This window comes from Noviherbaspirillum aerium (assembly GCF_008929045.1).
Lineage (GTDB): Bacteria > Pseudomonadota > Gammaproteobacteria > Burkholderiales > Burkholderiaceae_D > Noviherbaspirillum > Noviherbaspirillum aerium.
The window spans coordinates 594,317-619,482 of record NZ_VFAH01000001.1 but is presented as its reverse complement, the minus strand read 5'-3'; the positions used below and the strand labels follow the sequence as shown (position 1 = coordinate 619,482).

General features: G+C 58.3%; 20 protein-coding genes and 4 tRNA genes. 3 read left to right on the top strand and 21 right to left on the bottom strand.

All coding sequences use genetic code 11. The annotated features are described in order from the left end of the window. Positions 1-60: 60 nt before the first annotated feature. Together rpsG and rpsL are read right to left on the bottom strand one after the other, a co-directional pair. Entirely contained in the window at positions 61-531 is a 471-nt protein-coding gene (rpsG, locus tag FH061_RS02780; protein WP_119769701.1) for a 30S ribosomal protein S7, read from the bottom strand. 160 nt (positions 532-691) lie between these two features. Next, the gene (gene rpsL / locus FH061_RS02775) at positions 692-1,075 is read right to left on the bottom strand and encodes a 30S ribosomal protein S12 (RefSeq protein WP_151632679.1); all 384 of its coding nucleotides are present in this window, start codon (positions 1,073-1,075) and stop codon (positions 692-694) included. 425 nt (positions 1,076-1,500) lie between these two features. Here rpsL and FH061_RS02770 point away from each other — a divergent pair, with 425 nt between their 5' ends. Next, entirely contained in the window at positions 1,501-3,294 is a 1,794-nt protein-coding gene (locus FH061_RS02770) for a phosphoethanolamine transferase (protein WP_151632677.1), read from the top strand. Between the two features lie 125 nt (positions 3,295-3,419). Here FH061_RS02770 and rpoC read toward each other — a convergent pair whose 3' ends face one another. The 14 genes from rpoC to FH061_RS02700 all read right to left on the bottom strand — a co-directional run bounded on the left by rpoC (position 3,420) and on the right by FH061_RS02700 (position 18,752). Beyond that, positions 3,420-7,667 carry a DNA-directed RNA polymerase subunit beta' gene (rpoC, locus tag FH061_RS02765; protein ID WP_151632675.1) on the bottom strand — a complete coding sequence of 1,416 codons (4,248 nt, stop codon included), beginning with the start codon at positions 7,665-7,667 and terminating at the stop codon, positions 3,420-3,422. A 175-nt stretch (positions 7,668-7,842) separates the two neighbouring features. Next, positions 7,843-11,949 (bottom strand): DNA-directed RNA polymerase subunit beta, encoded by a 4,107-nt coding sequence (gene rpoB, locus FH061_RS02760; protein ID WP_151632673.1) that lies wholly within the window; start codon positions 11,947-11,949, stop codon positions 7,843-7,845. A 357-nt stretch (positions 11,950-12,306) separates the two neighbouring features. Next, on the bottom strand, positions 12,307-12,684 hold the full coding sequence (rplL, locus tag FH061_RS02755; protein ID WP_119769705.1) for a 50S ribosomal protein L7/L12: 378 nt from the start codon (positions 12,682-12,684) through the stop codon (positions 12,307-12,309). A gap of 68 nt (positions 12,685-12,752) precedes the next feature. Next, complete coding sequence (gene rplJ / locus FH061_RS02750; protein WP_151632671.1) at positions 12,753-13,250, bottom strand: 50S ribosomal protein L10; 498 nt, start codon at positions 13,248-13,250, stop codon at positions 12,753-12,755. A 298-nt stretch (positions 13,251-13,548) separates the two neighbouring features. Further along, positions 13,549-14,244, bottom strand: a complete 696-nt coding sequence (gene rplA, locus FH061_RS02745) for a 50S ribosomal protein L1 (RefSeq protein WP_151632669.1) — start codon at positions 14,242-14,244, stop codon at positions 13,549-13,551. Continuing rightward, the gene (rplK, locus tag FH061_RS02740) at positions 14,244-14,675 is read right to left on the bottom strand and encodes a 50S ribosomal protein L11 (RefSeq protein ID WP_057293073.1); all 432 of its coding nucleotides are present in this window, start codon (positions 14,673-14,675) and stop codon (positions 14,244-14,246) included. Before rplK ends, rplA begins: the two co-directional genes overlap by 1 nt. Positions 14,676-14,832: 157 nt before the next feature. Next, complete coding sequence (gene nusG / locus FH061_RS02735) at positions 14,833-15,411, bottom strand: transcription termination/antitermination protein NusG (RefSeq protein ID WP_151632667.1); 579 nt, start codon at positions 15,409-15,411, stop codon at positions 14,833-14,835. Further along, positions 15,412-15,795 (bottom strand): preprotein translocase subunit SecE, encoded by a 384-nt coding sequence (secE, locus tag FH061_RS02730; RefSeq protein ID WP_151632665.1) that lies wholly within the window; start codon positions 15,793-15,795, stop codon positions 15,412-15,414. A 39-nt stretch (positions 15,796-15,834) separates the two neighbouring features. Then, a tRNA-Trp gene (locus FH061_RS02725) sits at positions 15,835-15,910 on the bottom strand. A 78-nt stretch (positions 15,911-15,988) separates the two neighbouring features. Next, positions 15,989-17,179 (bottom strand): elongation factor Tu, encoded by a 1,191-nt coding sequence (gene tuf, locus FH061_RS02720; RefSeq protein ID WP_151632663.1) that lies wholly within the window; start codon positions 17,177-17,179, stop codon positions 15,989-15,991. Positions 17,180-17,253: 74 nt separating this feature from the next. Continuing rightward, positions 17,254-17,328, bottom strand: a tRNA-Thr gene (locus FH061_RS02715). Positions 17,329-17,411: 83 nt separating this feature from the next. Beyond that, positions 17,412-17,485, bottom strand: a tRNA-Gly gene (locus FH061_RS02710). A 50-nt stretch (positions 17,486-17,535) separates the two neighbouring features. Continuing rightward, positions 17,536-17,621, bottom strand: a tRNA-Tyr gene (locus tag FH061_RS02705). Between the two features lie 159 nt (positions 17,622-17,780). Continuing rightward, the gene (locus FH061_RS02700; RefSeq protein WP_151633005.1) at positions 17,781-18,752 is read right to left on the bottom strand and encodes a gamma-glutamyl-gamma-aminobutyrate hydrolase family protein; all 972 of its coding nucleotides are present in this window, start codon (positions 18,750-18,752) and stop codon (positions 17,781-17,783) included. Positions 18,753-18,920: 168 nt separating this feature from the next. On the opposite strand from FH061_RS02700, the gene arsC reads away from it, so the two are divergent. Further along, positions 18,921-19,274, top strand: a complete 354-nt coding sequence (gene arsC / locus FH061_RS02695; RefSeq protein ID WP_192804876.1) for an arsenate reductase (glutaredoxin) — start codon at positions 18,921-18,923, stop codon at positions 19,272-19,274. Positions 19,275-19,292: 18 nt separating this feature from the next. Here arsC and FH061_RS02690 read toward each other — a convergent pair whose 3' ends face one another. The 5 genes from FH061_RS02690 to FH061_RS02670 all read right to left on the bottom strand — a co-directional run bounded on the left by FH061_RS02690 (position 19,293) and on the right by FH061_RS02670 (position 24,260). Beyond that, a complete protein-coding gene (locus tag FH061_RS02690) occupies positions 19,293-20,921 on the bottom strand; it encodes a response regulator (protein ID WP_151632661.1) in 1,629 nt (542 codons plus the stop codon). 161 nt (positions 20,922-21,082) lie between these two features. Next, entirely contained in the window at positions 21,083-22,513 is a 1,431-nt protein-coding gene (locus FH061_RS02685) for a DHA2 family efflux MFS transporter permease subunit (protein WP_151632659.1), read from the bottom strand. A gap of 117 nt (positions 22,514-22,630) precedes the next feature. Beyond that, positions 22,631-22,846, bottom strand: a complete 216-nt coding sequence (locus tag FH061_RS02680; RefSeq protein ID WP_151632657.1) for a DUF2905 domain-containing protein — start codon at positions 22,844-22,846, stop codon at positions 22,631-22,633. Between the two features lie 13 nt (positions 22,847-22,859). Continuing rightward, entirely contained in the window at positions 22,860-23,054 is a 195-nt protein-coding gene (locus tag FH061_RS02675) for a DUF2905 domain-containing protein (protein WP_151632655.1), read from the bottom strand. Between the two features lie 51 nt (positions 23,055-23,105). Then, complete coding sequence (locus FH061_RS02670; protein ID WP_192804875.1) at positions 23,106-24,260, bottom strand: class I SAM-dependent methyltransferase; 1,155 nt, start codon at positions 24,258-24,260, stop codon at positions 23,106-23,108. Positions 24,261-24,386: 126 nt separating this feature from the next. Between FH061_RS02670 and FH061_RS02665 the strand changes: the two genes are divergently transcribed. Beyond that, entirely contained in the window at positions 24,387-25,154 is a 768-nt protein-coding gene (locus FH061_RS02665) for an SDR family oxidoreductase (RefSeq protein ID WP_151632999.1), read from the top strand. Positions 25,155-25,166: the final 12 nt, after the last annotated feature.

Sequence of the window (25,166 nt, the reverse complement as noted above, 5' to 3'; positions counted from 1 at the left end):
TTAACCAAGTTACATTGCAGAGCCTTCAACGATGCGAAGGCAACTATTGTGTTATTGCTATTAGAAACGGAAGTGGGAGAACGCCTTGTTGGCTTCTGCCATGCGGTGCACTTCGTCACGCTTCTTCATCGCACCGCCGCGACCTTCCGCGGCCTCCATCAACTCGCCGCCGAGACGCTGCGGCATGGACTTCTCGCTGCGCTTGTTGGCAGCTTCGCGCAGCCAGCGCATGGAGAGAGCCATGCGGCGGACAGGACGCACTTCAACCGGCACCTGGTAGTTTGCACCACCCACGCGACGGGATTTGACTTCGACCATCGGCTTGCAGTTGTTGAGGGCTGCGGTAAATACTTCGAGCGGATCCTTGCCGGACTTTTGCTTGATGTGGTCAAACGCGCCATAGATGATGTTCTCGGCGACCGATTTTTTACCGGACAGCATCAGGACGTTGACGAATTTCGCAACTTCAACATTGCCGAATTTGGGATCCGGCAGAATTTCCCGCTTGGGGACTTCACGACGACGTGGCATTTCTATTCCTTTCACTCTTCAGTTGAGCGACGGCACTGAGTGATTTACCGCTCGCTCGCGGTGGCCATCATGACCAACCACTTACTCGACCCAGTCGGGGCCGACTCACATTCCGCGCGGTGAAGCACCGGGAGGCAAACCTCCTTGCGGAAAAATTCAATTACTTCTTGGCGGCTTTCGCGCGCTTGGCACCGTACTTCGAACGTGCCTGCTTACGATCCTTGACGCCCTGGGTATCCAGTGCACCGCGAACCATGTGGTAACGCACACCCGGCAAGTCCTTGACACGGCCGCCGCGGATCAGCACGACGCTGTGTTCTTGCAGGTTGTGGCCTTCGCCGCCGATGTACGAGATGACCTCGAAACCATTGGTCAGGCGAACCTTGGCAACCTTACGGAGCGCCGAGTTCGGCTTTTTCGGAGTGGTGGTGTACACACGGGTGCAAACACCGCGCTTCTGCGGGCTGTTCTCCAGCGCCGGCGACTTGCTCTTCACAGCGCCGGAAGTCCGGGGCTTGCGAATAAGTTGATTGATGGTTGGCATCGGTCTTTAATCCAACAAAATACTACGTTGATAAATGCAGCTTCGAAATCGATTGCCCGAAGCTGAGGGGAAAACCATTGCGCTAGGCGCGTCGATTTGAAACTGGAATGGAAATAAGCGTCGCGGAGGCGGGAAACTTGACCAAAGAACGCTTAAGCCCGGAGAGCTTAAAATCGAGAACTCGCGAGTATATGCCTATTGCGTACATGAGTCAACGGTGCTATGTGCTTTGTATTATCAATAGAATCAGTCGCTTGGGGCTTGTTCTTCGCGATGGAACGGCAGGAATTGTGGCCTGCGGATCACACTAGCTTGTCATGTGCTGAAATGCGGAGAACAGCACAAGGAGTGACTGACGGCGGGCCTGCTTGCGCATACACTACTGTATTGCTTACTGGAATGTTGCTTTAATGCGGCACTCTGCCATGCGTCTGCCGGTTGTGCCACGTATATCCAAACTGTTTGTCCTCTCCAGCTATCTGCTTGTGTCGGCAACGCCTTTCGTTCCGCTGCTGCTTGGCCGCGATGTAACCGGGTGGACGCAGCTTCTTGGCATGCAGGTGATTGCGTGGATGATGCTCTGGGCGGTATTCAAACGCCCTGCTTGCTTTCATCCGTTGCTGCTGCCGGCGTTCATTGCCATACCGCTTGATCTGTACTTGCAGGCTTATTACGGACAAACCCTGTCCGCCCACCATTTCGCGATTATTGCTGAAACAAACCCTGGCGAGGCCATGGAGTTCCTTGGACATCGTGCCTGGCTGGCCGGCCTGCTGGTGCTCATTGCACTGGCATGGTGGGGCGGATGCTGGCTGCTCTGCTTGCGAAGCGCGGACCTTGATTGGACGGATCGATCGCGCCAGGTCTTGCTGACAGTGTTCGGGCTGGCAGGCGTATTGGTCCTGTACGGTTCTCTCACTGGCAGTTCCGGGCAAGATGCTCGGCGTGTCGTCAGGTTCGATTCAAGCTTGGTGTCTAGCTGGGAATTGCCCGCACTTCCAAGCTGGGCGACTTTTTCCATCAATGCGGAGCGTTTCGGCCGTACGCGGCCACTTGGTCTAGGCGTTGCGGCGTACGAGTTCTGGAAAGAACGCAAACATCTTGCCGCGCTCTCCGACTCCAGTCGCACATTCCGCTTTGGCGCGGTGCAGGACGAGGACAGCGACACCAGTCGTACCGTTGTGATGGTCATCGGCGAGTCCTCCCGTTATGACCGGTGGAGCCTGAACGGCTATGAGCGCGAGACGAATCCCTTGCTCAAAACCGAACCCAACCTGGTCTCGCTTTCGGATGTTGTTACCGCTGTTTCGGCCACCCGCCTGTCGGTTCCGGTGCTGGTTTCGCGCAAGCCGGCGCGCTCCAGCCTGAAGGCCGGATTCTCGGAGAAGTCCTTTCTCAGCGCATTCCGTGAAGCCGGCTACAAGACCTGGTGGGTTTCCAACCAGATGTCATTCGGTGAATTCGATACGCCGGTCTCGGTGTTTGCAAAGGAAGCACATGTCGTTCAATTCCTTAATTTCGGCAGCTACAAGAAACGATCCAGCTACGACGAGGTGTTGTTGAATCCTTTGCATGCGGCATTGCGGGATCCCGCTCCGAAAAAGCTGATTGTCCTCCATACGCTTGGCAATCACTGGAATTACAGCCATCGCCATCCGCAGGCATTCGACAAATGGCAGCCATCGCTCTTCGATGTGGAGAACCCCGTCCATACCGACCCCGCGATGAAGACAAGGCTGAACAACAGCTATGACAATTCCATTCTCTATACCGACTGGTTCCTGGCGAATGTGATCGGCGAACTCAAGGATACGAGGCAGGTTGCCGGCATGATGTACATCGCCGACCATGGGCAAACCCTGTACGACGGCAGTTGCAAGCTGGCCTTTCACGGACACAATACCCAGCATGAGTTTCATGTTCCTGCGCTGGTGTGGTATTCCGATGCGTACCGCCGGAAGCATCCTGAAAAGGTTGCCGGGCTGCTAAGGAACCGCCATGCGAAGCTGGCAACGGAAAACGTTTTTCACTCCTTGCTCGACATGGCCGATATCCGCTATCCGACGGAACGTCTGGAGTGGAGTTTCTTCAGTCCGCAACTCCAGCGGCACAAGCGGTATGTCGACAGCTATGGCTGGACTGACTACGACAATGCCACATTCAAGGGGGATTGCCGCGAAGTCATCGGCAGGGACAAGCCTCTGACGCAGGAAAAGTAATTCGGCGAGGCGGCCTGTCCGCCTGTCCTTTTCCGCCGGCACGTTTGCATTTCGCGGCATGTCGAGTGCGATGACGAAAAAAAACGGCACCGAAATCGGTGCCGTTTTCATTGAGGCCGAGACAATCAGGCTTGGTCGCTGCCCGGGTTGTCGTCGGTGACGATGGTTGCCGCAGTTTCCGCTTCCACTTCTGATGCGCGGGCCGTTTCTTCGGCCTGCAGCAGGGCGGTGCGCTCTTCCGCTTCCCATGTCTCCTTTTCCTTGCGGGCACGGTGATAAGCCAGACCGGTACCAGCGGGGATCAGACGACCGACGATGACGTTTTCCTTCAGACCACGCAGGCCGTCCTTCTTGCCCATGATTGCGGCTTCGGTAAGCACGCGAGTGGTTTCCTGGAACGATGCCGCGGAAATGAAGGAGTCGGTCGACAGCGATGCCTTGGTAATACCGAGCAGTACGTTTTCGTACGTGGCCGGCAGCTTGCCCTCGGCAATGACGCGATCGTTTTCGTCCAGCAGCTCGGAGCGCTCAACCTGCTCGCCCGGGATATAGGCCGTATCGCCGGCGCTGACCACCTGTACGCGGCGCAGCATCTGACGCACGATCACTTCAATGTGCTTGTCGTTGATCTTCACGCCCTGCAAGCGGTACACGTCCTGGACTTCGTCGACGATGTAGCGCGCCAGCGCTTCGATACCCAGCAAGCGCAGGATGTCCTGCGGATCGGCCGGGCCGTCCACGATCATCTCGCCCTTGTTGACCACCTGGCCGTCGTGCACCAGCACTTGCTTGTCCTTGGTGATCAGGAACTCGTGCTTGTTGCCTTCCATGTCGGTGATTTCCAGGCGCTGCTTGCCCTTGGTCTCCTTGCCGAATGCGACCGTACCGGTGACTTCCGCCAGCATGCCCGCATCCTTCGGCGAACGCGCTTCGAACAGTTCCGCGACACGCGGCAGACCGCCGGTAATGTCACGCGTCTTCTGCGATTCGGTCGGAATACGCGCCAGCACTTCACCGACGGAAACCTGCTGACCGTCCTTCACGGTGATCAGCGCGCCGACCTGGAAGCCGATGGTCACGGCATGCTCGGTGCCGGCGATCTTGACTTCCTCGCCACGTTCGTTGAGCAGCTTGACCTGCGGACGAACGACCTTGGTGCTCGGACCGCGGCGCTTCGCATCGATGACCACGAGGGTCGACAGACCGGTCACTTCGTCGATCTGCTTCGCCACGGTCACGCCTTCCTCGACGTTCTCGAACTTCACCGTACCGGAGTATTCGGTGATGATCGGACGGGTCAGCGGATCCCATGTCGCCAGGGCGGTGCCGGCCTTGATGGTGAGCCCATCCTTGACCAGCAGGGTCGCACCGTACGGCACCTTGTGACGTTCACGCTCACGGCCATGATCGTCCGTGATCAGCACTTCGCCGGAACGGGAAATGACGATCTGCTCGCCTTTGCCATTCGTGACGTAACGCATGGTCACGGTGAAGCGGACGGTTCCGTTCGACTTTGCTTCGACGCTGGATGCAACCGCTGCACGCGAGGCCGCACCACCGATGTGGAACGTACGCATGGTCAGCTGCGTGCCCGGTTCGCCGATCGACTGCGCAGCGACCACACCGACGGCTTCGCCGGAGTTGACCAGCATGCCGCGGCCGAGGTCGCGGCCGTAGCACTTGGCGCACAAACCATAACGGGTGTCGCAGGTCAGCGGCGTACGCACCTTCACTTCGTCAATGCCCAGACGCTCGATGTCTTCGACTGCATCTTCATCCAGCAGCGTGCCGGCTTCGTATGCGGTTTCCTGAGTTTCCGGATTGACCACATCGGTTGCGGCGACACGGCCGAGGATACGGTCGCGCAGCGCTTCAATGACTTCACCGCCTTCGACCAGCGCCTTCATCGACGCGCCGTTGGAAGTGCCGCAATCGTCTTCGGTCACGACCAGATCCTGGGTGACGTCGACGAGACGGCGTGTCAGGTAACCGGAGTTCGCTGTCTTCAGCGCGGTATCTGCCAGACCCTTACGAGCACCGTGTGTCGAGATGAAGTACTGCAACACGTTCAGGCCTTCGCGGAAGTTCGCGGTAATCGGCGTCTCGATGATCGAGCCGTCCGGCTTGGCCATCAGGCCTCGCATACCAGCGAGCTGGCGAATCTGCGCTGCGGAACCGCGGGCGCCGGAGTCGGCCATCATGTAGATGGCGTTGAACGATTCCTGGGTGCCCTTGCTGCCGTCGCGCTTGGTAACTTCCTCGACCTTGAGCTGCTCCATCATGGCCTTGCCGACTTCGTCGCCGGCCTTGCCCCAGATGTCGACCACCTTGTTGTAGCGCTCGCCTGCCGTGACCAGACCGGACGCGTACTGCTGTTCGATCTGCTTCACTTCATGCTCGGCCTGGGCAATGATGGTGTGCTTCTGCGGCGGAACCAGCATGTCGTCCACGCAGATGGAGATACCGGCGCGCGTCGCGAGACGGAAGCCGGACTGCATCAGCTGGTCGGCGAAGACCACGGTCGCGCGCAGACCGCACTTGCGGAACGACGTGTTGATCAGCTTCGAGATTTCCTTCTTCTTCAGCGCGCGGTTGAGCACGGTGAAGGGCAGGCCCTTCGGCAGAATTTCCGACAGGATCGCACGGCCGACGGTGGTCTCGTAGCGCTTGACGGTCTTCACGAATTCGCCGGTTTCGGCATCCTTCGGATACTCGGTGATGCGCACGGTGATCCGCGTGGTCAGCTCGACTTCCTTGTTGTCGTAGGCGCGGATGACTTCGGCCACGTCGGGGAACATCATGCCTTCGTTCTTGCCGTTGATCTTCTCGCGAGTGGCGTAGTACAGCCCCAGCACGATATCCTGCGACGGCACGATCGACGGTTCGCCGTTGGACGGGAACAGGATGTTGTTGGACGCCAGCATCAGGGTGCGGGCTTCCATCTGTGCTTCGATCGACAGCGGAACGTGGACAGCCATCTGGTCGCCGTCGAAGTCGGCGTTGAACGCCGCGCAGACGAGCGGATGCAGCTGGATTGCCTTGCCTTCGATCAGGACCGGCTCGAACGCCTGGATGCCAAGACGGTGCAGCGTCGGCGCACGGTTCAGCATGACAGGATGTTCGCGGATGACTTCCTCAAGGATGTCCCAGACCACCGGTTCCTGGATTTCGACCAGCTTCTTCGCTGCCTTGATGGTGGTTGCGAGACCCATCAGTTCCAGCTTGTTGAAGATGAAAGGCTTGAACAGCTCGAGCGCCATCAGCTTCGGGAGACCGCACTGGTGCAGCTTGAGCTGCGGGCCCACCACGATGACCGAACGGCCGGAGTAGTCGACGCGCTTGCCCAGCAGGTTCTGACGGAAACGGCCGCCCTTGCCCTTGATCATTTCAGCCAGCGACTTCAGCGGACGCTTGTTGGCGCCGGTCATCGCCTTGCCGCGACGGCCGTTGTCCAGCAGGGAGTCAACCGCTTCCTGCAGCATGCGCTTTTCGTTGCGCGTAATGATTTCCGGCGCGCGCAGTTCCATCAGGCGCTTCAGACGGTTGTTGCGGTTGATGACGCGGCGATACAGATCGTTCAGGTCGGAGGTCGCAAAGCGGCCGCCGTCCAGGGGAACCAGCGGACGCAGTTCCGGCGGCAGCACCGGCAGTACTTCCATGATCATCCAGTCCGGCTTGATGCCGGAGCGCTGGAATGCCTCGAGCACTTTCAGGCGCTTCGCATACTTCTTGATCTTGGCTTCGGACTTGGAGTCCTTCAGTTCCTGGCGCAGGGTCTCGACGTCGCGGTCGATGTCGATCGAACGCAGCAGCTCACGAATGCCCTCGGCGCCCATGAAGGCGGTGAAGTCATCGCCGTACTCTTCGTACTTGGCTGCGTAGTCGTCCTCGGACATGATCTGGCACTTCTTCAGCGGCGTCATGCCGGGATCGGTCACGACGTAGGCTTCGAAGTACAGGACGCGTTCGATGTCGCGCAGCGTCATGTCGAGCACCATGCCCAGACGCGACGGCAGCGATTTCAGGAACCAGATGTGAGCGGTCGGGGATGCCAGTTCGATGTGGCCCATGCGCTCGCGGCGCACCTTGGCCAGCGTGACTTCGACGCCGCATTTTTCACAGATGACGCCGCGATGCTTCAGGCGCTTGTACTTGCCGCACAGGCACTCATAGTCCTTGATCGGGCCGAAGATCTTGGCGCAGAACAGACCGTCGCGCTCGGGCTTGAACGTACGGTAGTTGATGGTTTCCGGCTTCTTGACTTCACCGTAGGACCAGGAACGGATTTTTTCAGGCGACGCGAGGCCAATCTTGATCGCGTCGAATTGTTCGCTTTGCTGTACTTGCTTGAATAGATCGAGCAGTGCTTTCATTTGTATCACTCCAGTAAGGCGTGAAAATCATTTCGCGGTATTGCGAGGAAGCGGCATGTGCTTCTACCCTGTTCGCATCGACGGGAGGGCCCTGCCATCCGTATTGGCGAGAGTTCCGTCGATACCGGGAACAAACACCGCTTCCCAAACTGCTTGCTGCATGATCCATCGCGGATCAGTCACGTTCCAGGTCGATGTCGATACCGAGGGAACGGATTTCCTTCACCAGCACGTTGAAGGATTCCGGCATGCCGGCATCGATCACGTGGTCGCCCTTGACCAGGTTCTCGTACACCTTCGTACGGCCGGTCACGTCGTCCGACTTCACGGTCAACATTTCCTGCAACACGTACGACGCGCCGTAGGCTTCCAGTGCCCAGACTTCCATCTCGCCGAAACGCTGGCCGCCGAACTGCGCCTTGCCGCCCAGAGGCTGCTGGGTCACCAGCGAGTACGGGCCGGTAGAACGAGCGTGCATCTTGTCGTCGACCAGGTGGTGCAGCTTGAGCACGTGCATGTAGCCAACGGTAACGGTGCGCTCGAAGGCTTCGCCGGTACGGCCGTCATACATGGTGACCTGGTTTTTCGACGGCGTCATGCCGAGCTGCTTGGCGATCTCGTCCGGATAGGCGAGGTCGAGCATGCGGCGGATCTCATCCTCATGCGCACCGTCGAACACCGGAGTCGCGAACGGCACGCCGTTCTTCAGGTTACTGGCCAGCGACAGGATTTCATCATCGCTGAAGCTGTCCAGATCTTCCGACTTGCCGGACTCGTTGTAGATCGTGGTCAGGAACTTGCGCAGTTCGGCCGCCTTGGCTTGCGCCTTGAGCATTTCGCCGATACGCAGACCGAGGCCCTTCGACGCCCAGCCGAGGTGAACTTCCAGCACCTGGCCGACGTTCATACGCGACGGAACGCCCAGCGGGTTCAGCACGATGTCGGCCGGTGTGCCGTCTGCCATGTAGGGCATGTCTTCCACCGGGACGATGCGCGAGACCACACCCTTGTTTCCGTGGCGGCCCGCCATCTTGTCGCCAGGCTGCAGGCGGCGCTTGACCGCGAGGTAGACCTTGACCATCTTCTGCACGCCCGGCGGCAGTTCATCGCCCTGGGTGAGCTTCTTGCGCTTCTCTTCGAACGCGAGGTCGAACTGGTGGCGCTTCTCGGCGATCGATTCCTTGATAGCTTCGAGCGCGGCGGCGAGGTCGTCCTCGGCCGGACGAATATCGAACCAGTGATACTTGTCCAGATCGTCCAGGTATTCCTTGGTGATCTGCGCGCCCTTGGCCAGCTTCTTCGGACCGCCGTTGACAACTTTGCCGATCAGCATCTTTTCCAGACGCTGGAAGGCATCGCCTTCGACGATGCGCAGCTGGTCGTTCAGGTCGAGGCGATAGCGCTTCAGTTCATCATCGATGATCTGCTGAGCGCGCTTGTCGCGCGGGATGCCTTCACGGGTGAAGACCTGCACGTCGATGACGGTGCCGACCATGCCGGACGGCACGCGCAGCGACGTATCCTTCACGTCGGATGCCTTCTCGCCGAAAATCGCGCGCAGCAGCTTCTCTTCCGGCGTCAGCTGGGTTTCGCCCTTCGGCGTCACCTTGCCGACCAGCGTATCGCCAGCCTCGACTTCCGCGCCGATGTAGACGATGCCCGACTCGTCCAGGCGAGCCAGCTGGTTTTCCGCCAGGTTCGAGATGTCGCGGGTGATTTCTTCCGCGCCGAGCTTGGTATCGCGCGCAACGACGGACAGTTCTTCGATGTGGATCGATGTGTAACGGTCGTCGGCAACCACGCGCTCCGAGATCAGGATCGAATCCTCGAAGTTGTAGCCGTTCCACGGCATGAACGCCACCAGCATGTTCTGGCCGAGCGCGAGTTCGCCGAGGTCGGTCGATGCGCCGTCGGCGATCACGTCATGCTTGGCGACACGGTCGCCCACTTTCACGATCGGACGCTGGTTGATGTTGGTGTTCTGGTTGGAACGGGTGTACTTGATCAGGTTGTAGATATCCACACCGACCTCGCCTGCCGCCGCCTCGTCGTCATTGACGCGAATCACGATACGGCCCGCATCGACGTAATCGACGATACCGCCGCGCAGTGCCTGGACAGTCGTGCCGGAGTCAACCGCGACCGTACGCTCGATGCCGGTGCCGACAAACGCCTTTTCCGGACGCAGGCAGGGGACGGCCTGGCGCTGCATGTTCGCACCCATCAACGCGCGGTTCGCATCATCGTGCTCCAGGAACGGAATCAGCGACGCTGCAACCGAAACAACCTGGCCTGGCGCGACGTCCATGTACTGGACACGCTCGGGCGAGACGAGGATGGTTTCGCCAGCCTGACGGGCGGAAACCAGTTCATCGGAGAGCTTGCCTTCATTGCTGATCGTGGCGTTCGCCTGGGCGATCACATAGCGGCCTTCTTCGATCGCGGACAGGTAGTCGATCTGGTTGGTCACCTGGCTGTTCTCGACCTTGCGGTACGGCGTCTCGAGGAAGCCGTATTCATTCAGGCGGGCGTACAGCGCCAGCGAGTTGATCAGACCGATGTTCGGGCCTTCCGGCGTCTCGATCGGGCATACGCGGCCGTAGTGGGTCGGATGCACGTCGCGGACTTCGAAGCCTGCGCGCTCGCGGGTCAGACCGCCCGGGCCGAGTGCGGAAACGCGACGCTTGTGCGTGATTTCCGACAGCGGGTTGGTCTGGTCCATGAACTGCGACAACTGCGACGAACCGAAGAACTCGCGGATGGCGGCCGAGATCGGCTTGGAATTGATCAGGTCGTGCGGCATCAGGTTGTCAGCTTCGGCCTGGCCGAGACGCTCCTTGACAGCGCGCTCGACGCGGACCAGGCCGGCACGGAACTGGTTTTCCGCCAGTTCGCCGACGCAGCGCACTCGGCGGTTGCCGAGGTGGTCGATATCGTCGACTTCGCCGCGGCCGTTGCGCAGTTCCACCAGGATCTTGATGACGGCCAGGATATCGTCATTCGACAGCGTCATTGCGCCGGTCAGTTCATCGCGGCCAATGCGGCGGTTGAACTTCATGCGGCCGACTGCGGACAGGTCGTAACGCTCTTCGCTGTAGAACAGGCCATTGAACAGCGCCTCGACGGAATCTTCCGTCGGCGGTTCGCCGGGACGCATCATGCGATAGATTGCAACGCGCGCGGCCATCTGGTCGGCGGTATCGTCCATGCGCAGTGTCTGCGAAATATAGGCGCCCTGGTCGAGGTCGTTCGTATACAAGGTCTGGATGTCGGTGACGCCTGCATCGCGCAGACGTGCGAGGACCTCTTCCGTCAGCTCGTCGTTGGCATTGGCGATGACTTCGCCGGTGTCGGCGTCAACGATGTTCTTGGCGAGGACGCGGCCCAGCAGATAGTCTTCCGGAACGGAAATATGCTTGATGCCGGCTGCGTCGATTTCACGCACATGCTTGGCGTTGATGCGCTTGTCTTTGGCAACGATGACCTTGCCGGACTTGTCGGTAATGTCAAAACGCGCAACTTCGCCACGCAGACGCTCGGCGACAAACTCCATTTCGCCGCCTTCCGAACGGACGGTGAAGTTATCGAACACGAAGAAGTTCGCAAGGATCTGTTCCGGCGTCATGCCGATCGCCTTCAGCAGGATCGTCACCGGCATCTTCCGGCGGCGGTCGACGCGGAAGAACAGAATGTCTTTCGGGTCGAATTCGAAGTCGAGCCAGGAACCGCGGTAAGGAATGATACGTGCCGAGAACAGCAGCTTTCCGGACGAGTGCGTCTTGCCGCGGTCGTGTTCGAAGAACACGCCCGGGGAACGATGCAGCTGAGAAACGATCACACGTTCGGTACCGTTGATTACGAAAGAGCCGTTTGCAGTCATGAGCGGCAGTTCACCCATGTACACTTCCTGTTCCTTCATCTCCTTGACGACCGGCTTGGTCGGAGATTCCTTGTCCAGAATCACAAGGCGGACTTTGGCGCGGAGCGGCGACGCGAAGGTCAGGCCACGCTGTTGGCACTCTTTGACGTCGAACGGAGGGTCGCCCAACACATACGAGAGAAACTCTAGCCGTGCAAAACCATTGTGCGATACGATTGGGAAAATTGAGCTGAAGGCGGACTGAAGACCTTCGTTCTTACGTTGCGATGGTACTTTATCGGCCTGCAGGAAGCTCGTATAGGACTCGAGCTGGGTCGCCAGCAGGAACGGAACGTTGTGAACGTTAGCGCGTTTCGCAAACGATTTGCGAATGCGCTTCTTCTCAGTAAATGAGTAGTGCATGGACACTCCGTGAGTGACAGGAAGGATTGAGAATTCAGGATTCGCTACGCGGGGAACTGCTATGTGGCTCCTGCCCGCGAAACCTCAAGTCTCGGTCCTTCTTCTGACTTAACTAGACTGCTTGTTGCCCAATATGCCGCAAAGCGCATACCGCTTTCGACTGACCGGGTTCCTTCCCAGATACGACTTGCAACGCCGGCCATCCTTTGGATTGCCTTTGTTGACTTTATTGCTTTGAGCCCGGGACTGGCTCTTCAAAACTCGAAAACGACAAAGGAGCCAAGGCCGAACTCGCCCTTTCGAGAGAGTTCCGGGCCTTGACTCCGGCGATATTCAGGTTGCCCTGACAAGCCGATATTACTTAAGGTCAGCTTTCGCGCCAGCTTCTTCCAGCTTCTTCTTGGCTGCTTCTGCGTCTGCCTTGGCGATGCCTTCCTTGACGGGCTTCGGTGCACCATCAACCAGGTCTTTTGCTTCTTTCAGACCCAGGCCGGTGATTTCACGAACTGCCTTAATGACGCCAACCTTGTTTGCGCCCACTTCAGCCAGAACAACGGTGAACTCAGTCTGCTCTTCAGCTGCTGCAGCTGCGCCGCCGCCTGCCGCCGGACCAGCAACTGCCATAGCTGCTGCGGAAACGCCAAACTTCTCTTCAAAAGCCTTGACCAGATCGTTCAGGTCCATCACGGACATCTGACCTACTGCTTCCAGGATATCGTCTTTGCTAATTGCCATTTGAAACTCCTAATTTTGATTCGGTAATTACATCTAATCGGTACTGACGCAAGAAGTGCAAAAGGCGATTACGCGCCTTCGGCTTCCTTCTTCGCTGCGAGAGCAGCCAAGGCGCGGGCGAAGCCGGAAACCGGAGCCTGCATGACACCCAACAACTGGGCGATGAGGACTTCACGGCTCGGAATGCTGGCCAACGCAGCAACGCCCGCTTTATCGAGCGACTTGCCTGCGTAATTGCCTGCCTTAACAACCAGCTTGTCGTTGGTTTTCGCAAAGTCGTAAACGACTTTAGCGGCTGCAACGGCGTCCTCGGAGATCGAGTAGATCAACGGGCCGGTCATTTCGGAGGCGAGGCCAGCAAACGGCGTACCCTCAACGGCGCGACGTGCGAGCGTGTTTTTCAACACGCGCATGTACACACCCTGGGCACGCGCTTTGGCGCGCAGTTGCGTCAAGTGACCAACCTGGATGCCACGGTATTCGGCCACGACGATAGTCTGCGCAGTTGCTACTTTTGCGGAGACTTCGGCGACGACGGCCTTTTTGTCATTCAGATTGAGACTCAAGATCAACCTCCAAAAATAATGTTCGGCAAATGCCTCACATCGGTTCGAACACGGCGTCCGAAGTTCAGGAGTTCATTACTGGCTTGCATCCAGCGTTGAGACTACAAAAACTTGTTCGGGTCACCATCTGCGTTGGGTGCCGGAGATTGCGCTGCCGGTTTTTAACTTTGTGCATCGAGTTGCAATGCACGCCGCCCAACGGTCTTTGATAATCTGGTTCCGGATTCTAGTACACCGAAAACGGAACCAGCCCAAAGATTCGCCTCGCACCTGTTGCATGCGAGGGCTTAATTCTTACTTAAGCAGCCAGCGTCGCCTGATCGACACGGACGCCTGCGCCCATGGTCGAGGAAATTGCTACCTTGCGCAGGTATACACCCTTGCTGGTCGCCGGCTTTGCCTTGTTCAGTGCGTCGATCAGTGCCAGCAAATTGGACTTGAGATCTGCGTCGCTGAAGGACTTGCGGCCGATTGTTGCGTGAATGATGCCAGCCTTGTCGGTACGATACTGAACCTGACCTGCCTTGGCGTTTTTCACGGCAGTCGCGACATCCGGTGTAACGGTGCCAACCTTCGGGTTCGGCATCATGCCGCGCGGACCGAGGATCTGGCCGAGAGTACCAACGATACGCATGGTATCCGGCGATGCGATCACGATATCGAAAGGCATGTCGCCGGCCTTGATGCGGTCTGCCAGATCTTCCATGCCGACGATGTCTGCACCAGCGGCCTTTGCGGCTTCGGCCTTGTCACCGGATGCGAACACGGCGACGCGGACAGTCTTGCCTGTACCTGCGGGCAGGACGACGGAACCACGAACCACCTGGTCCGATTTCTTTGCATCGACGCCCAGCTGCACGGAGACATCGATCGACTCATCGAACTTGGCAGTTGCGCATTCCTTGATCAGCGCGATAGCGTTGTCGTATGCATACTGCTTTGTGCGATCAACTTTTGCCTTGATTGCTTGAGCGCGTTTGGACAGCTTAGCCATTACAGACCCTCCACCGTGATACCCATGGAACGAGCGGAACCGGCGATTGTACGCACAGCGGCTTCCATGTCAGCTGCCGTAAGATCCGGCATCTTTGTTGTTGCGATTTCTTCCGCCTGCTTGCGGGTGATCTTGCCGACCTTGTCGGTATGCGGCTTTGCCGAGCCCTTTTGGATGCCAGCGGCTTTTTTGATCAGGATCGTTGCCGGCGGCGTCTTCATCACGAAAGTGAAGGACTTGTCCGCGAATGCAGTGATCACGACAGGAATCGGCAGGCCCGGCTCAACGCCTTGTGTTTGCGCATTGAAGGCTTTGCAGAATTCCATGATGTTCAGGCCGCGCTGACCCAGCGCCGGACCGATCGGGGGAGACGGGTTGGCCTTACCAGCCGGCACTTGCAGCTTGATAAAACCGATAATTTTCTTTGCCATGATGGCTCCTACGTTGATTGAGTGATAGCGCCTGGTCGTTCAGCTTACGGTGAACTACTGGGGCTCCTCCTTACTGCGGTACGACGATTCGGATTTTGCCGGCAATATACCGGCAACGCTCCAAGGGCGCATTTGCAATCTTGTCTTGAAGGGGCTTTTAGACCTTTTCGACCTGGCCGAATTCCAGTTCGACTGGAGTGGCCCGACCAAAAATCGTGACGGAGACGCGAACTCGCGATTTCTCGTAGTTGACCTCTTCCACGTTGCCATTGAAGTCTGTGAAGGGGCCGTCCTTGATGCGGACCATTTCCCCGACTTCGTACAACACTTTCGGCCGCGGCTTTTCAACGCCTTCCTGCATTTGATGCAGAATTTTATCGACTTCGTGTGGTGGAATAGGTGTCGGCTTGTTGGATTTTCCGCCGATGAATCCGGTCACCTTGCTTGTGTTTTTCACAAGATGCCAAGTCTCGTCGGTCATTTCCATCTCGACCAGAACATAGCCAGGAAAAAACCGGCGCTCGGTAACGGATTTTTGTCCGTTTTTAACTTCGATGACTTCCTCGGTCGGAACGAGGATCTGTCCGAATTTATCCTGCATGCCGGCACGCTCGATGCGTTCGACCAATGCACGCTGAACGCTCTTCTCCATGCCGGAATAGGCATGAACGACGTACCAGCGCTTGCTGCCGCCCGTTGGCTGAGCCACTGCGGTCTCTTGTACGTTTTCGCTCATTTAACTTTTCCAGCCCAGGATCAGGTCGTACAACACAAATTCAAGAACTTTATCGGTACCCCAAAGGAAGATTGCCATGACCAGCACGAAGCCAAAGACAACTGCAGTAATCTGCATCGCTTCCTTGCGGGCCGGCCACACCACCTTCTTTGCCTCACGCACTGACTCTTTGGCAAAATTCAAAAAGTCACGGCCAGGCTGGGATGTCCATGCTACACCGATTGCCACAAGCAGACCGGCAACCAGAGCAGCCGCACGGACCACGGTGGGCTTATCCGATAAAAAATAAAAACCGACGATACCCGCAATGACGGCACAAATAGCAAGAGCGACCTTTGCCTTGTCGCTCGATGTACCAACGGTTTCTACGGGTTGGTTAGACATACTAGTGATTTCTTTCGGTGCCCTGCACCTTTGTATCGGTGGCAGGGGCAGAGGGAATCGAACCCCCAACCTTCGGTTTTGGAGACCGACGCTCTGCCAGTTGAGCTATACCCCTACGCTTAAAACTTGCGTGAATTGATTGCGCTGCAATGTTGAGCTCAGCTCGACAATATGCAGCGCATCAGCTCGGATATTACTCGATGATCTTGGCAACGACGCCGGCGCCGACGGTACGGCCGCCTTCGCGGATCGCAAAGCGCAGACCTTCTTCCATCGCGATCGGGTTGATCAGCTTGACCGTGATCGACACGTTGTCGCCAGGCATAACCATTTCCTTGTCGGCCGGCAGTTCGATCGCGCCGGTCACGTCGGTCGTACGGAAGTAGAACTGCGGACGATAGTTGTTGAAGAACGGTGTATGACGGCCACCCTCGTCCTTCGACAGCACGTAGATCTCACCGGTGAAGTGCTTGTGCGGCTTGATCGAACCCGGCTTGGCCAGCACCTGGCCGCGCTCGACTTCTTCACGCTTGGTACCGCGCAGCAGCACACCAACGTTGTCGCCGGCCTGACCCTGGTCCAGCAGCTTGCGGAACATTTCCACGCCGGTGCAGGTGGTTGTCTGCGTATCACGGATACCAACGATCTCGATCGACTCGCCGACCTTGATGATGCCGCGCTCGACGCGACCAGTCACCACGGTACCGCGGCCGGAGATCGAGAACACGTCTTCCACCGGCATCAGGAAGGCGCCGTCAATGGCACGTTCCGGTGTCGGGATGTAGGTGTCCAGCGCTTCGGCCAGCTTCATGATGGCGCCTTCGCCGAGGTCGCCCTTGTCGCCTTCGAGGGCCAGCTTGGCCGAGCCGCGCACGATCGGCAGATCGTCGCCGGGGAACTCGTACTTCGACAACAGCTCGCGCACTTCCATTTCGACCAGCTCGAGCAGTTCGGCGTCGTCAACCATGTCGCACTTGTTGAGGAACACGATGATGTACGGCACGCCAACCTGACGGGCCAGCAGGATGTGCTCGCGGGTCTGCGGCATCGGGCCGTCAGCGGCCGAGCACACCAGGATCGCGCCGTCCATCTGCGCGGCGCCGGTGATCATGTTTTTCACATAGTCAGCGTGGCCGGGGCAGTCAACGTGCGCATAGTGGCGGTTCTGGGTTTCGTATTCGACGTGTGCGGTGTTGATGGTGATGCCGCGCGCCTTTTCTTCCGGCGCTGCGTCGATCTCGTCGTATTTCTTTGCTTCGCCGCCAAACTTGGCCGACAGCACGGTTGCAATTGCTGCAGTCAGCGTGGTCTTGCCATGGTCAACGTGACCGATCGTGCCCACATTCACGTGCGGCTTGGTCCGCTCAAACTTGCCTTTTGCCATTTTAGACTCCTAACGATTTGATGAGAATGTCTAGGCACGTGCCTGACTGTCTTGCATGGATAAAACCAGAAAGCTGGTGCCCTTGACGTGGATTGAACACGTGGCCTCTCCCTTACCAAGGGAGTGCTCTACCACTGAGCTACAAGGGCTTTCAGGATCGTTCGAGAATTCGCAAAGCGATACCTCCCGAAGATCTTTATTGTCCGTATTGGCATACGTCCAATTTAAAAACTGGAGCGGGTGAAGGGAATCGAACCCTCGTCATAAGCTTGGAAGGCTTCAGCTCTACCATTGAGCTACACCCGCAAGGACCTTCAACTTCAGCCGCACTTCTACTGCATTTCCCGCGTTACCGCTGGTGGAGGGGGCTGGATTCGAACCAGCGTACTCGTAAGAGGGCAGATTTACAGTCTGCTGCCATTAACCACTCGGCCACCCCTCCGTCGGGGAACCCCAAACTATAGGCTAATCACCTTGCCTCGTCAACTCCAAAATCTGTTTTGCGAGTAATTTTTTAACTTCCGCGGAAATTCTGTGGCGGAGCCGTCTTATCTGGGGGGGTGCGGCATTTTACCCGGGGAAGCGGCCGGGTTGCCTGTCCCTAGAACCGGGTTTCGCGGGCGGCGCCGAGGAAGTCGTCGAGAATAGGTGTGCAGTCGAGAAGCTCGGAGCTGCCTCCGCGATGGAATTCGGGATGCCACTGCAATCCCATGACGAACCGCGCCTTGCGGTAGCGGACCGCCTCGACGATATTGTCCTTGCCTGATACGGCTTCCACAACCAGATCTTTTCCGAGATCCTTCACTGCCTGGTGGTGAATGGAATTGACCAGTGCTTCCGAACGCGCCGCAAACAGTTTCCCGAGGCTCGACCCCTGCGGAAAATGGATCATGTGGTAGTGACTGTCGTATAAATCGTTAACATGCTCGATAGCTGCCGGCACGTCGGAAGCGATATCCTGATAAAGCGTTCCCCCGAATGCGACATTGATCAATTGACACCCTCGGCAGATGCCGAGCACGGGCTTTCCCGCTTCGACAAATTCATGGAGCAGCTCAAGTTCGTACATGTCCCGGGCGCGGTCCCCGGTCCATTCCGGACGGGTTGCAACTTCCGCATAAGTTTGAGGTGAAACATCGGCGCCGCCTTGCAAAACCAGTCCGTCCAAGTGCTTGGCATAGTCTCGCAAGCGGATATTGCTTGGATGAAGGAGCCCGGCGGCATTGACGGTCGGGATCATGAATACGAGAACGTCACGCGACATGACCCAATGGGCAATGGATTCTTCCAGATACTGCAAATTCTTGCTCTTGAGGCCTTTCGCGCCTGCCTCAGGATGAAAGATGCGGGCTGAAATGCCGATTTTCAGAGTACGGTGGGTAATGCGGCGGAAGAATCGGTCCGACAGTGAGCGCAGGCGTGCGCTCACTAGCCGTCGAGCCTGTGCCCATGGCTGCTCGCCGCTTCGGGTAGTGAAGGAATATGGATCGTCTGCGCCGGATGGTGATGGGGAAGTGGAACCAGGCGCCGGTTTTTCCAAGGTGTCCGGTCCGTACTTGCTTGTGTCTGACATAGAGGTCGTAGGAGATTTATGCTTGTCTCTGGAGCATCGAACAGCGCAATGCCCAAACAAGTCATTCAGAAAATGTTTCTGACATGAATGAGTTTATCCAGTTCAATTCCGTGGTTGAAGAGAAGGCTAAAATGGCATCTTGTCCAGTAAACGCGCAGGTGCCCGATCATGATCAAGATTTACCACAATCCACGATGTTCCAAATCGCGGGAAGCATTGGCGATGGTCGAGCAATATTGCCGACACTACGAGATGTCACTGGAAATAATCGAGTATATGGAGACTCCTCAGACGCAGGCACAGCTTGCCGAGCTTCTTGAACAGCTGGGCGCTCCAGCCGGAACGATGGTGCGCGAGAACGAGGATGAATACAAGGCCATGGGCCTTTCACAGGCCGACGACGAAACGGTTTTGAAGGCGATCGCCGCTTGCCCAAGGCTGTTGCAACGGCCGATTGTGGTTTATCGGGGCAAGGCCGTTATTGCACGGCCGCCCGAAAAACTGCACGACTTCTTGCGCTAGCAAGCATACCGCACGTCCTTAGTCCGTCCCGGGGGAACGAATGCCGTATTTTTTCATGATGGACTGATAAAGCTGCTTGAGCGGCACCAGGCGGGGATTGCCCGGATCGAGGCGCCTGGCCGATTCAATATAGCCGCGCGCCTGATCGCCCAGTTTATTGTCCCAACCCAGGTTTTCCAGATACTTGAGGACGGCGACGGCCGCATTGAAGACTACCTGCGGGTTTTCCGGCAATTTCCGCACTGCTGCGGTCATCAATTCCACAGCTCCCTTGTAATCGCCCTGCTTTGCTTTCTCCGCACCGGAGGAAACCAACTCGACCACCTGGCGCCGGCTTTCCTTGGCAACGGTTTCAGCAAGCTGCGTCTTCCCCGCCTGCTCGAACACTTTCATGGCTTTGGCAAAGGCCGCCTCGTCTGCCGCATTGCTCATGACATCGCGCATGACTTCCGAAGCGCTATTGTCCATATCGCGCTCCAGGCAGTTTCTGGCCAGTTCCATTTTCAAGTCATTGGAAATGCCATCGGTGTTGCGGCATGCCAGGACGGCGGCACTCAGTGCCTCGGACGCCCGTTCCGCATGGCCGAGCTCGATATTGACCAAGGCTGCTGAAAACGCCTTGCAGACCGGCGTCTTGTCAAGATTGCTAAGAGACTTCTCCATATCGCGGATGACAGTGGCGGCGGTCTGCGCATCACCTTTTTTTACCAGGGTCCGCACCAGGCGCACATGGTCTTCCGGATCGCGGAATTCCGAATACTTCGCTTTCGCGATGACTTTCTGGAACGATTTTTCCGCCGTATCGATGTCACCGGTTTCAAGCGCGACTTCCCCGAGCTTTCGCAAGCGCCGGACGGCATGCGGGGAGACGGTAACGGCATCGGCAAGCACATCCTTCGCTTCGTTCAGCCTGTCGGCTGCTTCATGGGTCTTGGCCAGCCAGTCATAGGCATCCATGTATTTGCTGTTTTCCTCGACCAGTGACTTGAGCAGCATTTCAGCCTCGCCAAACTTTTGCTGCATGAACAAGGTTTTGGCGAGGCCGAGGCGCGCCCAGGCGACCGCCTTCGTTTCAAGCAGGTTCTGATAAATTCTTTCGGCCGCCTCAGCCTCTCCCAGAATCACATGCAGTTCGGCCCGCAAGCGCATGAAGTCGGGCGCATAGCGGCGGTATTTTTCCTCTCCGAGGAGGCAGATATCAATCGCCTCGTGCAGGTTGCCGTGCTCCATCAGGTGATACGCGGGCAGGAACGCGGTGCGTTTTTCAATGGCCCGAGCTATGCGTTCAAGCAGCGTATCCGCAGTAAAAGGCTTGAGGATGTAATCCGTGGGAGCCAGTTCCGCCGCGCTCACCACCTTTTCATAGGCACGTTCGGCGGTCACGATAATGAAAATGGTCCACAGCGGAATCAGCTTGTTATGGCGCAGGTCTTCCAGCAATTGCTGGCCATCCTGTCCGTCGCCCAGATCGTATTCGCAGAGAATGAGGTCGTAAGAACGATTCTTCAGCGGGCGGATGGCTGTCCCGGAACTGACCGCATGGTCGATTTTCGTGACGCCGCACAGATTCAGCATGTTGTGAATGCTGGCCCGCATGCCGGACTGCGGCTCGATAATCAATGCGGTCAAACTTCGAAGCGAGGTCATTGTCGGGGACTTCCGTGCATCGCAAGCTGTTCTGGGACAAGAGCCGGAAAGAGGAATTCCGGCGGTAATGCGCGGCCTTTGGCGCTAATCGCCAAAATACCATTGTCATGCGGAAAAGCAACCCCGGAACAGGCCGGAAAACCGCATCCATTGTCGGAAGATCAGCCTTTGCCACGCTTGGCGCTTGTATGCGGACGCATGCGCCAGGCAGCCAGCACTGCCGCTGCGCAAAAAAAGGCGACCAGGAGAAAGGTCTCGTGAAACGCCGGTATCTGCGCATTTTCCTGAGCCGCAGATGCGGACTGATGGACGATGAGCCGCCATTGCAGCACGATTCCTACGAGGCTGACGCCAATCGCGCCCCCCAGTTGCCGCAGGAAATTGATGGTGCTGGCGCCTTGCGCAATCATGGCGGAGTCGATGCCCCGCATGGCGCCCAGGCTCAGGGCGGGCAGGACGAAACCCAGTCCGATACGGCCGATGATTGCCCAAACAATCAGAGCAAAGTAGCTCGACGCCTTGGATCCAATGGCCATCAGTACAAAGGAAAGCGCCAGCAGGACCAGCCCGACGGACACCAGCACATGAGGAGGAAAACGGTCGGCCAGCTTGCCCGCCAGGATGATGGTCACTGCCAGTACCATGCCGGCGGGCAGCAGCACGAGGCCGGCCTGCGATGGCGCATAATGCAACGCCATCTGCATGTACACCGGCAGCAGATAGGTCGAACCGAACAGGCCCGCGCCATAGATGAAAGCCACCAGCGCGCCCATCGCAAACTGGCGATGGCGGAACAGGCTCATGTTGATCAGGCCATGCGACGTGTTGACCTGATAGTACACAAAACCCGCAACGACGCCGATGCCCGCCGACAGCATCACCACGGCCTGGCCCAGGCTGTCATGCAGGTGTACCAGTCCGTTCAGCAGGCTCATGATGCCAACGCTGGCCAGCAGCAGGCCCTTCCAGTCCAGCGGGCGGCGTTCTCCCATCATCGGGGAATTCACCGCGAGCAGGCGCTGCACCAGGAACAGCACCAGCAGGCAGAACGGCACGACAACGAAAAAGATGGAACGCCAGCCGAAATGCTCGACCAGGAAGCCGCCCACGCTCGGTCCAAGCGCCGGGGCCAGCACCACGCCGAAGCCGAAGACCCCCATGGCCTTGCCCTGCTCATGCTGTTCGAAGGCGCGCAGCACCACGATCGAGGGAATGGGCTGCAGCACGCCGGCGGCAAGCCCTTCCACTACGCGCATGGACAAGAGCATCGGATAGTTGAGGCTGAAACCGCCGACAATGCCGCCGGCCAGCAGCAGCAGGATCGCGCCGCTGTAGGTGCGGCGCAGGCCGAAGCGCAGCAGCAGCCAGGGAGTGGTCAGCATCGACAGCGTCATCGCCAGCATGAATCCCGCCGACACCCACTGCGCACGTTCCTGACCCAGCGTGAAATGCCGGCTCAGATCCGGCACGGCCACATTGACGATGGTCGACGACAGGATCGATGCCATGGTGCCGATCATCACGGTCATCAGGACCAGCCATTTGTAGCGCTGTCCATAGCGCTCTCGCAGTTGTTCCAGGGTCGGTTGCATGGAAGCTTGGAAAGGTGGATACAGCCGGACAGTATAGGGGTTTGACAAGCCGGCCGTTTGCGTGGGGGTAAGCGCATGGCCCGAGTCATTGCGCTGCCATCTCCGGCAGCCGGAGAATCAGCAGAAGACGCAGGTATAGCTGACGATTTCAGCGATAAGAAAAGCGATGAACGACCAGACCACGGTCGAGCCGAACGGCAGGCACATCACCACGCCACGCAGGCGGAAGCGGATATCGGCCGGCAGGCGCCCGACCCGCAGCTTGTCGAGAAAAGGCAGCAGGGGATAGAAAACAAAAAGAGCGATGAAGATCGCGGCAACCCAGCGAATCATGAACGGGCTTCCATCAGACCAGGCGCGCCACCGCCATGACGGTCAGCGACAATAGGATGGTCGACGCGAAAGGCAGCAGGATCTTGCGACCGAACAGGGTGAAACGGATATCACCGGGCAGGCGGCCGATGCCCAGCTTTTCCAACCATGGCAGCGCCGCTGAAAACACGATGAGGCCGATAAAAATGGTGAGGATCCATCGAATCATTTGCTGCCTCCGGTACAAGAATACAAGCCGATGCCTGACATGGGGTTTCCTTCAAAGCCGATGGCTGCGGTCATGCAGTGCAAACCTGTCGGGCAGGGCCGCTCCCTTGCCGACCACGAGCACCTTGAACAGTTCACCCATTTCGGCCGGGGACACCAGCCTTTGCAGGGCATTGGCCTGGGGCAGATAGCGCTGCGCATCATCGGGCGGCGTGCGCAGCAGCAGATCGCCGATCCCGGCATCAAGCAGAAAGGCGGCCTGGCCGGTATAGGACATCATTTCCAGTCCGCTGTCGACGGCTGCCTGCGCCATCGTGGTGAAATCGACATGGGCCGTGATGTCCTGCAGGCCCGGCAGGTAGAAAGGATCGGGGTGGGCATGATGCCGGTAATGGCACATCAGCGTACCCTGGCTGCGCTGCGGATGGTAATACTCGTGCGCCGGAAAGCCGTAGTCGATCAGGATTGCGGCACCGCCGGCATGCGCCTCCTGGTTGAACATGGTTCCCAGCGAAAGCATGAAGCCCTCGGCCTGCGCATGCACTTCGGTGACATACCCTTCCGGCAAGGTCTCGGCATCCGGAATCTGCCGGGCCAGAGCGGCAGTGCAAGGCTGATCCCGAAAAACAAATTGCCTGTTCTGGCCGAGGGCAACGCCGCGCTCGAGCCAGCCGCCGGCAGTCTTGACGACCAGATTGACCGGCATGGCATCGAGCACCTCGTTGCCGAGGACAACGCCCGAGAAAGACCCGGGCAAGCGGTCCAGCCAGACGACCTGCGGAAATGCGCGTAGTTTTTCCTGCTGCCTCGCCCGCAATTCCCCTGACAATTCGACAATCGCATATTGCTCGACGGCGAAACCCATGGCCTGCATTTCGGTCAGCATGTCGAAGGCCAGCTGGCCGGTGCCGGCGCCGAACTCGAGAATCCGCGGCTGCGTCTGCGCCATCAGGTCAGCCGCAACATGCGCCAGCGCGGCGCCAAAAAGCGGCGTGATTTCAGGTGCGGTTGTAAAATCACCGTCTTTGCCAAGTTTCGCCGCGCCGCCGCTGTAATAACCGAGCCCGGGAGCATACAGCGCCAGTTCCATGTAGCGGGCGAAGGAAATCCAGCCGGAATTGCGGTTGATGTCATCGGCAATCAGCTGGTGCAGCGAGCGCGATGCGGCCAGGGCATCGGGAGAGGGTTCGGGGAGTTGCAGTTGCATGCCCCGTATTGTATTGAAATCGGCACGGCACGCGGAAATTAATCCATGCCCGCGCTTCCGCACCGAAGGACCAAGGCCATAAACCGCCGTCACGGGCGATTACGACAATCGATAGCTGACATGACGATGACAACAGGAAACGACAAAGTCGCTCTGGTGACCGGCGCCGCCAAACGCATCGGTCGTGAAATCGCGCTCGAGATGGCACGGCGCGGCTGGAACGTCGCCGTGCATTTCGGCACTTCCGCTGCCGAAGCCGAGGCGACCGTGCGCGACATCGAAGCACTGGGCCGGCGTGCCGTTGCCGTGCAGTGCGACCTGTCCGACGAACAGGCGGTAAGGGATCTGCTGCCGCGAGCGGCGGCACGGCTTGGCGGCATATCGTGCGTGGTCAACAATGCCTCTCTGTTTGCCTTCGATGATGCCGCGGCATTTTCCCAGGATGCGCTGAACCGGCACATGCATGTCAATCTTGCAGCCCCGATCCTGCTGGCGCAGTCGCTGCATGCAATGACGCCTGTCGGGGCGCAGGCAGTCGTCATCAATATCCTCGACCAGAAGCTGTTCAACCTGAATCCCGATTTTCTGTCCTACACGCTGTCCAAGGCTTCGCTGCAGACAGCCACCGTGATGCTGGCACAGGCACTGGCGCCGAAGCTGCGCGTCGTCGGCGTGGCGCCGGGTATCACGCTGGTATCGGGCGACCAGTCCGACGACGGCTTCGCGAAGGCCCACCAGGTTACACCGCTCGGCCGCTCCAGCACGCCCCAGGACGTGGCTTCCACTGTTTGCTTTGCCGCCGAGTCGCCGGCGATCACCGGCACCACGCTGCTGGTCGACGGCGGCCAGCATTTGATTCCCCTTCAGCGCGATGTCATGTTCATCGCCAAATAATTGTTGACTACT

Bases quoted from the DNA above. Each gene is read 5' to 3' on its own strand.
- rpsG (WP_119769701.1), bottom strand. From the start codon at position 531: ATGCCACGTCGTCGTGAAGTCCCCAAGCGGGAAATTCTGCCGGATCCC.
- rpsL (WP_151632679.1), bottom strand. From the start codon at position 1,075: ATGCCAACCATCAATCAACTTATTCGCAAGCCCCGGACTTCCGGCGCT.
- FH061_RS02770 (WP_151632677.1), top strand. From the start codon at position 1,501: ATGCGTCTGCCGGTTGTGCCACGTATATCCAAACTGTTTGTCCTCTCC.
- rpoC (WP_151632675.1), bottom strand. From the start codon at position 7,667: ATGAAAGCACTGCTCGATCTATTCAAGCAAGTACAGCAAAGCGAACAA.
- rpoB (WP_151632673.1), bottom strand. From the start codon at position 11,949: ATGCACTACTCATTTACTGAGAAGAAGCGCATTCGCAAATCGTTTGCG.
- rplL (WP_119769705.1), bottom strand. From the start codon at position 12,684: ATGGCAATTAGCAAAGACGATATCCTGGAAGCAGTAGGTCAGATGTCC.
- rplA (WP_151632669.1), bottom strand. From the start codon at position 14,244: ATGGCTAAGCTGTCCAAACGCGCTCAAGCAATCAAGGCAAAAGTTGAT.
- rplK (WP_057293073.1), bottom strand. From the start codon at position 14,675: ATGGCAAAGAAAATTATCGGTTTTATCAAGCTGCAAGTGCCGGCTGGT.
- nusG (WP_151632667.1), bottom strand. From the start codon at position 15,411: ATGAGCGAAAACGTACAAGAGACCGCAGTGGCTCAGCCAACGGGCGGC.
- secE (WP_151632665.1), bottom strand. From the start codon at position 15,795: ATGTCTAACCAACCCGTAGAAACCGTTGGTACATCGAGCGACAAGGCA.
- tuf (WP_151632663.1), bottom strand. From the start codon at position 17,179: ATGGCAAAAGGCAAGTTTGAGCGGACCAAGCCGCACGTGAATGTGGGC.
- FH061_RS02700 (WP_151633005.1), bottom strand. From the start codon at position 18,752: ATGTCAGACACAAGCAAGTACGGACCGGACACCTTGGAAAAACCGGCG.
- arsC (WP_192804876.1), top strand. From the start codon at position 18,921: ATGATCAAGATTTACCACAATCCACGATGTTCCAAATCGCGGGAAGCA.
- FH061_RS02690 (WP_151632661.1), bottom strand. From the start codon at position 20,921: ATGACCTCGCTTCGAAGTTTGACCGCATTGATTATCGAGCCGCAGTCC.
- FH061_RS02685 (WP_151632659.1), bottom strand. From the start codon at position 22,513: ATGCAACCGACCCTGGAACAACTGCGAGAGCGCTATGGACAGCGCTAC.
- FH061_RS02680 (WP_151632657.1), bottom strand. From the start codon at position 22,846: ATGATTCGCTGGGTTGCCGCGATCTTCATCGCTCTTTTTGTTTTCTAT.
- FH061_RS02675 (WP_151632655.1), bottom strand. From the start codon at position 23,054: ATGATTCGATGGATCCTCACCATTTTTATCGGCCTCATCGTGTTTTCA.
- FH061_RS02670 (WP_192804875.1), bottom strand. From the start codon at position 24,260: ATGCAACTGCAACTCCCCGAACCCTCTCCCGATGCCCTGGCCGCATCG.
- FH061_RS02665 (WP_151632999.1), top strand. From the start codon at position 24,387: ATGACAACAGGAAACGACAAAGTCGCTCTGGTGACCGGCGCCGCCAAA.